At 62.8% G+C, this 11307-nt stretch carries 10 protein-coding genes and 1 tRNA gene; 3 read left to right on the forward strand and 8 right to left on the reverse strand.

Features of this window, described 5'->3' with window-relative positions:
- Window positions 1–114 precede the first annotated feature (114 nt).
- From IAE36_RS23020 to IAE36_RS23030, 3 genes are all read left to right on the forward strand, one after another.
- Window positions 115–651 carry a sigma-70 family RNA polymerase sigma factor gene (locus IAE36_RS23020; protein ID WP_060482440.1) on the forward strand — a complete coding sequence of 179 codons (537 nt, stop codon included), beginning with the start codon at window positions 115–117 and terminating at the stop codon, window positions 649–651.
- Window positions 648–1595: a FecR domain-containing protein gene (locus IAE36_RS23025; protein ID WP_201214927.1), complete on the forward strand. Its 948-nt coding sequence runs from the start codon at window positions 648–650 to the stop codon at window positions 1593–1595. The genes IAE36_RS23020 and IAE36_RS23025 overlap by 4 nt, the downstream gene beginning before the upstream one ends.
- Window positions 1596–1711: 116 nt before the next feature.
- Entirely contained in the window at window positions 1712–4111 is a 2400-nt protein-coding gene (locus IAE36_RS23030; protein ID WP_201214928.1) for a TonB-dependent siderophore receptor, read from the forward strand.
- Between the two features lie 100 nt (window positions 4112–4211).
- Here IAE36_RS23030 and ychF read toward each other — a convergent pair whose 3' ends face one another.
- The 8 genes from ychF to IAE36_RS23070 form a co-directional block, all read right to left on the reverse strand.
- Window positions 4212–5312, reverse strand: coding sequence for a redox-regulated ATPase YchF (ychF, locus tag IAE36_RS23035; protein ID WP_028631693.1), 1101 nt, complete (start codon window positions 5310–5312; stop codon window positions 4212–4214).
- 24 nt (window positions 5313–5336) lie between these two features.
- Window positions 5337–5921, reverse strand: a complete 585-nt coding sequence (gene pth, locus IAE36_RS23040) for an aminoacyl-tRNA hydrolase (protein ID WP_201214929.1) — start codon at window positions 5919–5921, stop codon at window positions 5337–5339.
- A 79-nt stretch (window positions 5922–6000) separates the two neighbouring features.
- Window positions 6001–6600: a 50S ribosomal protein L25/general stress protein Ctc gene (locus tag IAE36_RS23045; protein WP_028631691.1), complete on the reverse strand. Its 600-nt coding sequence runs from the start codon at window positions 6598–6600 to the stop codon at window positions 6001–6003.
- A 120-nt stretch (window positions 6601–6720) separates the two neighbouring features.
- Window positions 6721–7662 (reverse strand): ribose-phosphate pyrophosphokinase, encoded by a 942-nt coding sequence (locus IAE36_RS23050; RefSeq protein WP_003247410.1) that lies wholly within the window; start codon window positions 7660–7662, stop codon window positions 6721–6723.
- A gap of 48 nt (window positions 7663–7710) precedes the next feature.
- Window positions 7711–7785: transfer RNA gene (locus tag IAE36_RS23055), tRNA-Gln, on the reverse strand.
- 20 nt (window positions 7786–7805) lie between these two features.
- Complete coding sequence (gene ispE, locus IAE36_RS23060; RefSeq protein WP_201214930.1) at window positions 7806–8666, reverse strand: 4-(cytidine 5'-diphospho)-2-C-methyl-D-erythritol kinase; 861 nt, start codon at window positions 8664–8666, stop codon at window positions 7806–7808.
- 4 nt (window positions 8667–8670) lie between these two features.
- Window positions 8671–9288, reverse strand: coding sequence for a lipoprotein insertase outer membrane protein LolB (lolB, locus tag IAE36_RS23065; protein WP_028631689.1), 618 nt, complete (start codon window positions 9286–9288; stop codon window positions 8671–8673).
- Window positions 9289–9291: 3 nt separating this feature from the next.
- Complete coding sequence (locus IAE36_RS23070) at window positions 9292–11013, reverse strand: tetratricopeptide repeat protein (RefSeq protein ID WP_201214931.1); 1722 nt, start codon at window positions 11011–11013, stop codon at window positions 9292–9294.
- Window positions 11014–11307: the final 294 nt, after the last annotated feature.

An 11307-nucleotide genomic window follows, 5' to 3' on the forward strand; every position in this document is an offset into this window, starting at 1 on the left:
GCGCGGCGCATCGCGAGCTGCGCTCGCTCCTACGTTTGTTTCGGGCCAATGTTGCTTGTTGCGTCGGCAGCTTCATGGGCGCTGGCACTTCAACCTCGCTGCCTATAAGATGCGATGCATTCTCATTCACCTCTGGTTTCGCCCGTGTCTCTATCCGATACCCGCAAGCTGGGTTTCTTTTTCAGTGACCACCATCGCTGGCTGTTGCAGCACGTTCGGCGCCAGTTGAGCAACCGCCCGGATGCCGAGGACACGGCGGCCGAAACCTTCTGCCAGATCATCGCCGCCCGGGTGGACCCGGCGACCATCGAGCAGCCGCGTGCCTACCTGGCCACCATCGCCCGCCGGCTGATCTTCGACCGCCACCGGCGGCGCCGCCTGGAGCAAGCCTACCTGGAGCGCCTGATGCTGCTGCCAGAGGCGCTGGCGCCCTCGCCAGAAGAAACCCACCTGTTGCTCGAGGCGCTGCACGCCATCGACCACAGCCTGGCCGGGCTGCCTTTGGTGGTAAAAAAAGCCTTTTTGCTGAGCCAGCTGGATGGGCTGCCCTATGCCGAGATCAGCCGTCGGCTGGGGGTGTCCGAGCGCACGGTCGGGCGGTACATGACCCAGGCGTTGCGCCAGTGCTACCTCAGCGGCGCACAGCCATGAGCCGCACCGCCCTTGGCCCGGCCGCCGAGCAGGCCATCGCCTGGATGGTGCGGCTGCGCTCGGGCCGCGACGAAGCCCGCCAGCAGGCCCAGTTCCGCCAGTGGCTGGCTCAGGACCCCGCCAATGCCCAGGCCTGGGAACAGTTGCAGCGGGGCATGGGCCAGCACTACGAGGTGGCGCGGCAGGCGCCCGATGCCCTGCGTGATACCCTGCTGCAGCCGTCGATTGGCCGGCGTGAGGTGTTGCGCGGTATCGGCGGGTTGGGCGTAGTGGGTGGGGCTCTGTGGCTGGGGGTACGCAGTGAAGGTGGCCGGGTGTTGATCGCCGACCTGCGCACGGATACCGGCGAACGCCGTACCCTCATGCTGCCCGATGGCAGCCGGCTGAGCCTGAACGCAGGCACGGCCGTGGATGTGCAGTTCACGGCCGGGCAGCGCCTGTTGCGCCTCTATCGCGGCGCATTGGTCATACAGGTGGCGCCCGATGTTTCAAGGCCCTTCATCGTGCGCAGTGAGCAGGGTGATGCGCGCGCACTGGGTACGCGTTTTCTGGTCGAGCAGCAGGCTGATGCCACCCGTGTGGTGGTGCTGGAGCATGCCGTGCGGGCATCGCTGCCAGGGGGTGCCTGGCTCGACCTTGCGGCAGGGCAGGCGGCCTTGCTCACCACCAAGCGCATCGAGCCCCTGCAGGGCAGCCAGGCCTACCGCGCCGATTGGCTTGAGGGCCACCTCAGTGTGCTGGACGAGCCGCTGGACGCTGTCGTCGACGCCCTTCGCCCGTATCGCCCGGGTGTGATCCGCGTCAGCCCGCAGGTACGTCAGCTGCGCGTGCAGGGCGTATTTCCGCTGGATGACAGTGAGCGAACACTGGCGGCTCTGGAGGAAACCATGCCTATCCGGGTGAGACGTTTCGGCGGGTGGGTGACGGTGATCGAAGCGCGGTGAACACGCAGGCACAAAACCTTGCCCCTGCTCGAATGAAAATTTTTATGATTCGTGTCCGCTTTTTGGGTTTCGTCCCACCTCCCTCCTGACAACAGCAAAAATTCAGGAGTCTTCACGTGTTCAAACCCTGGCCCCTTGCCCTCGCCATCACCCTGGCCACCGCGCCCGCGGCCCACGTGTGGGCGCAAGGTTCTGTGCAACAGCAGCAGCGCTTCGATCTACCGGCCGCCAGCCTGGCGCAAACCCTCAATGCCATCGCCCGCCAGGGCGGACAGGTGATGTCCCTGGACCCGGCGCTGGTCGCCGGCAAGCAGGCGCCGGCCATACAGGGCCAGATGAGCCCGTTGCAGGCCGTGCAGCAGGCGCTTGCCGGCAGCGGCCTGCAGGCCATCGTGACCGGCAGCGGCACCTTCAGCGTGGTGCCTGCGGTGGACGCGGAAGGCGCACTGGAACTCGGCGCCACCAACATCAACAGCCAGGGCCTGGGGGAGACCACCGAGTTCACAAATTCCTACAGCACTGGCGCCGTGACCATCGGCAAAACCCCGCAGACGCTGCGTGAGACGCCGCAGTCCGTGACTGTGGTGACACGCAAGCTGATGGATGACAAGAACCTGGTGTCCCTTGACCAGGTGATGGCCCAGACCACCGGCATCACCCGGGCCAACCGGGGCTACGGGAACCACCATTTCAGCTCCCGAGGCCTTGACCTGACCGACGACAGCTACATGGTCGACGGCGTGGCCGGTCAGGCATACGCCTACACCGGGTGGATGATCCCGGACATGGCGGTGTTCGACAGGGTAGAGGTGCTGCGCGGTGCTGCCGGGCTGCTGGTTGGCGCGGGTAACCCGGGCGGCGCGGTCAACCTGGTGCGCAAACGCCCTACTGCCGACCCACGTTTTACGGTCATCACCCGGGCGGGGTCGTGGGACAACTACCGCCTGGACCTGGACGCCAGCGGCAAGCTGAACCCTGAGGGCACCCTGCGTGGCCGCATGGTCGCCTCCTACGAGGACCGTGGTTACTTCACCGACGTGACCAAGTCCAAGCGCCCGTTGCTGTATGGAATCGTCGAAGGCGACCTGAGCGACGCCACCACCGTTGCGCTGGGCTTGCGTCGGCAAACCTCGCGCATCGATGGCTACAGCGTGCTGGGCCTGCCGAACAACCCGGATGCCAGCAACCCGCACCTCAAGCGCTCGACGTTCCTGGGGCAGGACTGGGCCACCCTGCAGAGCCGCACCGATGAAGTGTTCGCCGACCTCAACCACCGTTTCAATGACAACTGGACCGGCAAGCTGGCGCTCTCCCATTCCGAAAGCAGCTACAACCGCAGCGCCATCGAATGGGACGCCGAAGACACCCTGGCCTATGGCAGCCCCACCGGCCCCAAGGTAAACGACGTCAATTATCACAAGTTCGACGTCACGGCCAATGCCGTCGACGGCCATGTGGACGGCGACTTCGAGGCCTTCGGCCTGCGCCATCAACTGTCGCTGGGGGCCAACTGGTCCAGGCGCAACATGAACGATAAAGAGGTCTCCCAGGCACTGGACAGCCCCATCCCGCTGAACGTCTACCGGCCTGATCACAATAACGTGCCAGAGCTGGCACGCCAGGGGTGGGATTACAAGCAGGACACCTTCGATACGCGCTATGGCACCTACCTTAACGCCCGCCTGCACATGACCGAAGACCTGAGCCTGGTACTGGGTGGGCGGCTGAGCTGGTACAAGACCGAGACCTCCAGCGAAGACTCGAAAAGCACCAATGAACAGAAGCACGAGTTCACGCCCTTCGTGGGTGCTATCTACGACCTGAACGACAAATGGTCGCTGTATGCCAGCTATGCGGACATCTTCATGCCCCAGGCCAGCTCCCGTACCGTCGACGGCAAGATGCTGGACCCGTCCGTGGGCTCCAACTACGAGACTGGCATCAAGGGCGAGCTGCTCGACAAACGCCTGAACGTGTCTTTTGCAGTGTTCTACATCGAGCAAGAGAAAGTCGCCGCACGGGACTACGCCAACGATGGCAAGTGCGCAGATGACATCGCTGGCCGCTGCTTCATCAACAGCGATGGCATCAGCCGCAGCAAAGGCTTCGAGGCCGAAGCCACGGGCGAGCTGCTGCCTGGCCTGCAGGTGGCTGCCGGTTATACCTACAACACCACGCAGTCGGAAAGCGGCGGCCCGATCTCGGGGCAAACGCCCAAGCACATGCTGCGGCTGAACACCAACTACACCTTGCCAGGGGAGTGGAGCCGCTTCAGCATCGGCGGTGGCGTGTCTGCCCAATCCCACTATTACGATCCGCCGATCGAAGTCAGCAACAGCGGCCGCGCCATTTTCGATGCCCGGGCTGCCTACAAGCTGGACCCGCACTGGACGGTGGGCGTGGACGTGGAGAACCTGCTAGACCGCAAGTACTTCGACTCTACCGGTTACTGGACTCGCGGCACTACCTACGGCACACCGCGAAGCTACATGCTGACCTTGCGAGGCGACTTCTGAACCGGTGACCTAGATGGGCACACGCGGTGCAGGCGCCCTGGAAATGAAAAAACCCTTGAGGCGCTGACCTCAAGGGTTTCAGGTGTTGCACCGGGCGTGCTTACACGTTGAAGCGGAAGTGCATCACGTCGCCGTCTTTGACGATGTAGTCCTTGCCTTCCAGGCGCCATTTACCGGCTTCCTTGGCACCGCTTTCACCTTTGAACTGGATGAAGTCGTCGTAGGCAACCACTTCGGCGCGGATGAAGCCCTTTTCGAAGTCGGTGTGGATCACGCCAGCAGCCTGGGGGGCAGTAGCGCCGACGCGAACGGTCCAGGCACGCACTTCCTGCACACCGGCAGTGAAGTAGGTTTGCAGGTTCAGCAGCTCGTAGCCGGCGCGGATCACGCGGTTCAGGCCAGGCTCTTCCAGGCCCAGGGCCTCCAGGAACATGTCCTTTTCTTCGCCGTCGTCCAGCTCAGCGATTTCAGCTTCGATCTTGTTGCACACCGGCACCACGACCGCGCCTTCTTCTTCGGCGATGGCGCGCACCACGTCCAGGTGCGGGTTGTTGTCGAAGCCGTCTTCAGCCACGTTGGCGATGTACATCACCGGCTTGCTGGTGAGCAGGTGGAAGCCACGGATAACGGCTTTGTCCTCGGCGCTCATGTTCTTCATCAGGCTGCGCGCAGGCTTGCCTTCGGTGAAGTGCGGGATCAATTGCTCAAGGATGGCCTTTTGCGCCAGGGCTTCCTTGTCGCCGCCCTTGGCATTGCGGGCCACTTTCTGCAGCTGTTTCTCGCAGCTGTCCAGGTCGGCGAAGATCAGTTCGAGGTCAATGATCTCGATGTCACGCTTGGGGTCGACGCTGTTGGAGACGTGAATCACGTTTTCGTCTTCGAAGCAGCGCACCACGTGAGCAATGGCGTCGGTTTCGCGGATGTTGGCCAGGAACTTGTTGCCCAGGCCTTCACCTTTGGAAGCGCCGGCAACCAGGCCCGCGATGTCGACGAACTCCATGGTGGTCGGCAGGATGCGGTTGGGCTTGACGATTTCCGCCAGTGCATTCAGGCGCGCATCGGGCATCGGCACGATGCCGCTGTTCGGCTCGATGGTGCAGAAGGGGAAGTTCTCCGCCGCGATGCCAGACTTGGTCAGGGCGTTGAACAGGGTGGACTTGCCGACGTTGGGCAGGCCGACGATGCCGCAATTGAAACCCATGGGTATTCCCCTCTCTAAAGGAAATCAGGCCTTCTGGCTGTGCAGCTCGCGCATGGCCTTGGCGAAGTCGCCGGCCAGCACTTCCGGCAGCACGCCGAGGGCAAAATCGATGCTGGCGTCGAGCTTCTCCTGCTCGGCGCGCGGCGCGCGGCCCAGGACGAAGTTGGAGACCAGTTTGGCGTCACCCGGGTGGCCGATGCCAAGCCGCAGGCGGTGGAAGTCGTTCTGGTTGCCGAGCTGCGCGATGATGTCGCGCAGGCCGTTATGCCCGCCATGGCCACCGCCGCGCTTGAGCTTGGCAACGCCGGGCGGCAGGTCGAGTTCGTCATGCGCCACCAGGATGGCCTCCGGTTTGATCCGGAAGAAATTGGCCAATGCCGCCACGGACTGGCCGCTGCGGTTCATGTAGGTGGTGGGGATGAGCAGGCGAACATCGTTGCCCTGATGGCTGAACTTAGCCGTCAGGCCGAAATATTTTTTGTCAGCGGCGAGCGAAACACGCTGGGCGCTGGCAATGCGTTCTACGAAAAGAGCCCCTGCGTTATGCCGGGTCTGTTCGTATTCGGGGCCGGGGTTACCCAGGCCGACGATCAACTGGATGGCGGTCACGTCAGGGGCTCTTCCTTGGGGTTGTTGGGTTACAGGGCGCGCGGCACTGTAACCCGATCAACACCGGCGTGCGAGTGGATTACTCGGCAGCGCCTTCTTCTTCAGCTTCAGCGGAAACGCGCGGGGCGTGAACGTTGGCAACTGCTTTGTCATCACCGTGGGCCAGAGCAACGAACTCTACGCCTTTCGGAGCTTTCAGGTCCGACAGGTGGATGATGGTGCCGATTTCGGCGTTGGCCAGGTCCACTTCGATGAACTCAGGCAGGTCCTTCGCTTCGCAGGAAACTTCCAGCTCGGACTCAACGTGCGAAACTTCGCCGCCTTTCTTGACCGGGGCTTCTTCGTTGATGAAGTGAACCGGTACTTTGGCGGTCAGTTTCTGACCAGCCACAACGCGGATGAAGTCGGCGTGCATGATGAACTGCTTGGCCGGGTGGCGCTGCATGGCCTTGATGATGACGTTTTGCTTGGTGCCATCAACGTTCAGTTCGATAACGTGGCTGAAGGCAGCTTCGTTTTCGAACAGTTTGGCGATTTCCTTGGCCACGATGGTCAGGGATTGAGCTTCTTTACCACCACCGTAAACAACGGCTGGGATGCTGGCGGAGTGACGCAGGCGGCGGCTCGCACCTTTCCCCAGGTCAGTACGCGCTTGGGCGTTCAGAGTGAAATCAGTCATTTTGTTTCTCCAAAATAGCCCCCCGAGGGCGTTTGCGACCAGCGCCAACGGGGATGGCAAAAAAGCCCCGCCCCAGCAACGGTGCTGGGGCGGGGCGCTTTTCGTCAGCGTGCGTTCCGCTTAGCGGAACATTGCGCTGATCGATTCTTCGTTGCTGATGCGGCGTACCGCTTCAGCCACAACCGGTGCGATATCCAGCTGACGGATACGGTCACAGGCCTGAGCAGCGGCGGACAGCGGAACGGTGTTGGTCACCACCAGCTCGTCCAGTACCGACTTCTCGATGTTCTCGATCGCACGGCCCGACAGGACAGGGTGCGTGCAGTAGGCGTAAACCTTGGCAGCACCGTGTTCTTTCAGGGCTTTGGCCGCGTGGCACAGGGTGCCGGCGGTGTCGACCATGTCGTCTACCAGGATGCAGGTGCGCCCTTCGACGTCGCCGATGATGTGCATCACTTCGGAGTGATTGGCCTTTTCACGGCGTTTATCGATGATACCCAGATCGACACCCAGGGACTTGGCGACGGCACGTGCGCGCACGACACCACCGATGTCCGGGGAAACGATCATCAGGTTCTCGAAACGCTGGTCTTCGATATCATCGACCAGTACGGGCGAGCCGTAGATGTTGTCGACCGGGATATCGAAGAAACCCTGGATCTGGTCAGCGTGCAGGTCGACGGTGAGTACACGGTCGATACCCACGACAGTGAGCATGTCAGCGACGACTTTGGCGCTGATGGCTACACGTGCCGAACGCGGACGGCGGTCCTGGCGGGCGTATCCGAAGTAGGGAATCACGGCGGTGATTCGGGAGGCTGAGGAGCGGCGGAAGGCGTCGGCCATCACTACCAGTTCCATCAGGTTATCGTTGGTCGGTGCGCAGGTCGGCTGAATAATGAAAACGTCTTTACCGCGGACATTTTCATTGATCTCAGTGCTGATCTCGCCGTCGGAGAATTTACCGACAGAGACGTCACCGAGAGGGATATGCAGCTGACGTACCACACGTCGAGCCAGATCGGGGTTGGCGTTCCCCGTAAAGACCATCATCTTGGACACGCGCAGTACCTGAAGGCTGAGGGTATACCTGGATGAGTATAAGGAAAATGGCAGGGGCGGCTGGATTCGAACCAACGCATGGCAGGATCAAAACCTGCTGCCTTACCGCTTGGCGACGCCCCTGTATCTGTTGCTGCGAACGCTTATGCGCTCGACTTCTTGACCAGACTTTGCAGCTTGCGATGCAACATCGAAATATTGCTTCCTTTCGCCACAAACCCTGTTTGGGTCGCTGAAAGAAGGGCCAGAACTTTATCAGCTTCGGCTTTGCTTGGGAAGGCCCCAAACACACAACTTCCAGTGCCGGTAAGTCGAGCCTCTGTGAATTTGCCCAGTGAATTCAGCGCGTTGCGAACTTCCGGGTAATTCTGCTCTACCACCGGTTGGCAGTCATTTCGACTGTTTCCCTCGGGAACGGGGCGCATCTTAAGGGGGAGAGAATCACGTGTCAACTGTGGATGCGAAAAAATTTCTGCTGTGCTGACAGACACTTGCGGCACAAGCACGACGTACCAGGGCTGCTCCGGGTCGACCGGGGTCAGTTGCTCGCCCACGCCTTGGGCGAACGCTGCATGGCCGCGTACGAACACCGGCACGTCGGCGCCCAGCGAGAGGCCCAGGGCAGCCAGGCGGTCTTCGCTCCAGCCCAGTTGCCACAGGTGGGCAAGGCCCAGCAGGGTGGTGGCGGCATCCGAACTGCCGCCCCCGATGCCGCCACCCATGGGCAGCACCTTGTTCAGCCAGATGTCGGCGCCCAGCGCGGTGCCTGACTGTGCCTGCAACTGGCGGGCGGCACGCACGATGAGGTTGCTGTCGTGCGGTACCGATGCGATGTCTGTGTGCAGGCGGATAATGCCGTCGTCACGCAGGGCAAAGCTCAGCTCATCGCCGTGCTCCAGGAACTGGAACACGGTTTCAAGCACGTGGTAGCCATCATCGCGGCGGCCAATGATGTGCAGCCACAGGTTGAGCTTGGCCGGGGCAGGCAGGGTCAGCGTGGGCATGAACTCAGTGCCCCAGCTGGCGCGGTTGCCAGTCCTTGACCACCAGGGTCACGTCCAGGTCCTTGCCGTGCAGCTTCAGGCGTTCAGGCAGCCAGTAGCCGTTCTGTTCGGCGTAGCTCAGGTACTCGACCTGCCAGCCGTCCTGCTCCAGGCCGGCCAGGCGGCTGTCGCCGTCCAGGGTGAGCTTGCTCTTGCTGTCGGGGGCGGGCAGCCCGCGCACCCACCACACCAGGTGCGATACCGGCAGTTTCCAGCCCAGCTGCTCTTCCAGCAGGGCTTCGGGGCTGGTGGCTTCATAGCGGCCCTGGTTGGCCACTTCGAGCACCACGCCGCCCGGGCGACCGGTCAGGCGTGCGGCGCCGCGGCCCAATGGGCCGGCCAGGCGAATGTCGTAGTAGTCCTGACGCTGCAGCCAGAACAGGGTGCCGCTCCCGGAGTCGCGTGGGGCGCGGATGCCTACCTTGCCATTGATCTGCCAGCCGTCGAGCTGGGTCAGCTGTTCTTTATGGGCCCGCCATTGTTGCGGGTCGCCTTGGCCCTGCAAGGCCTCGCGGCTACCGAAACCGGCGCAGCCTGCCAGCAGGGCGATGAGGGAGAAAGTAATGAAATGGCGCAATAGCATGGTCTAGAGAGTCTCGGATCCGGTCAGGCGCAAAAGGGTCTTGCGCAGAATGGGGCTGTCGGCCTGGGCTTCGAAGCCCTTGGCCCACACCTGGCGGGCCTCGCGGCGTTTGCCATTGGCCCAGAGCACTTCACCCAGGTGGGCAGCCACTTCATGGTCGGGGAAGCTGGCAAACGCCTGGCGCAGGTAGGCTTCGGCCTGGTCCAGGTTACCCAGGCGGTAATTCACCCAGCCCAGGCTGTCGAGTACAGCGGGGTCGTCCGGGGTCAGCTGGTGGGCCTTGTCGATCAGCTGGCGGGCCTCGGCATAACGGGTGGTGCGGTCAGCCAGGGTGTAGCCCAGGGCATTCAGGGCCATGGCGTTTTCCGGCTCACGGGCAATGATGGCGCGCAGGTCCTTTTCCATCTGGGCCAGGTCGTCGCGCTTTTCTGCCAGCATGGCGCGGGTGTACAGCAGGTTGAGGTCGTCGGGGTAGCGCTGGATGGCTTGCTGCAGCACTTGGTTGGCCTGAGCGTCCTTGTTGTTGTTGCTGTAGCTTTCCGATTCGATCAGGTACAGCTGAATGGCCTGCTCGGGCTGGGCCTCGCGGGCTTCGGCCAGCAGGCGTGACGCTTCGGTGCCCCGGCCGTTGGCGATCAGGATATCGGCCTGGCGCAATTGGGCCGCCAGGTAGTCGGGGCCTGGGCCTACCAGAGCATACTCGCGCAGGGCGCCGGCAGGGTCGTGCCGCTCTTCGCGAATGCGGCCCAGGTTCAGGTGCGCCGCATCGGTGTTGCTGTCGCGCTCGACCAGTTCCTGCAGGTAACTCTCGGCCTCGTCCCAGTCTTTGTTCTCGAGGCAGACCAGGGCCAGGGAATAGCGCAGCTCGTCGTCCTCGGGGTACTGCTGGACCAGGCTGAGGAATTCACCCTTGGCGTCGGCGATGCGGTCCTGCTCCACCAGGGTGCGGGCATAGGTCAGGCGCAGGCGCTTGTCATCAGGGTTGTCGCGGATGGCCTTGCGCAGCAACGGCAGGGCCTCGGGGCCACGGTCCAGTGCTTGCAGCAGCCGCGCGCGCAGCAGTATGGGTGCGATTTCACCGTTTTGTGGCGGGTGCGATTCGAGCAGGTCCAGGGCTTGTTCGGCCTTGCCATCCTGGTTCAGCAGCAAGGCCTTGCCGAAGATCAGCTGGCTGTTGTCGGGGTATTTGGCCAGTAGCCGCTCGAAGCTGTGCAGCAGGCCATCGCGGGTGCTCTGGTCGGTTTCGGCAGCAGAAAGGGCCAGGAAGTCGAAATGGGTATCGCCTTGGCCCTGCAGCACCTTCTCCATATAAGCCATGGCGTCGTCGTAACGGCCGGCGCGGGCCAGCTGGATGGCGGCGGCGCGTTGGGCGTCGAGGTTCTGCGGGTCGTTGCGGGCCCACACCAGGGCGTTGTCCAGGGCGGGTTCGTCGGCGCCCAGGTATTCGGCGATGCGGTAGGCCCGTTCGGAAACGCCAGGGTCCTGGGTTTTCGTGGCCTGGTCGGTGTAGTTGGCCAGGGCGATATCGAAGCGGTTGCGTTGGCCGGCCAATTCGGCCACCAGCAGGCTATAGAGTGTGTCCTGCGTGAACGACCCATACACCATGGGCTTTTCGGCCTCGCGCTTGCCGGTTTCGGCGGCGGGGGGCTCGGCCTTTTGCGGGGCCAGGCTCTGGCAGCCCTGGAGCAGGGCGAAGGCAAGCAGCAATGCGTAAGGTCTGTTCATAGAGGGCATATAAATGGAGACTCACCGGCGGTCGGAGCATGATGACACAAGCGCGGTGGCAAACCCACCGGCCTGGGGTATCAAGCCAGGCTTCGCCTAAGAAGACCACGCAGGCCGCATGGGGTTCGAACCAGGCTGCCATAGGGCAGCAGTTATCCTCGCCTGGGCCTTCGGCTCTGCGGTTGCCTCTGTCTCTGCGCCTGCTTTTTGCTTTCTGCTTTTGCTTCTAAGCGCGCGAAAGCACAGGCGACGCAGATTGCGACTTCAGGAGGCCGAGCGCAGGGCTTGCGGAGG

The organism is Pseudomonas sp. S36 (assembly GCF_016647875.1).
Classification (GTDB): Bacteria; Pseudomonadota; Gammaproteobacteria; order Pseudomonadales; family Pseudomonadaceae; genus Aquipseudomonas; species Aquipseudomonas parafulva.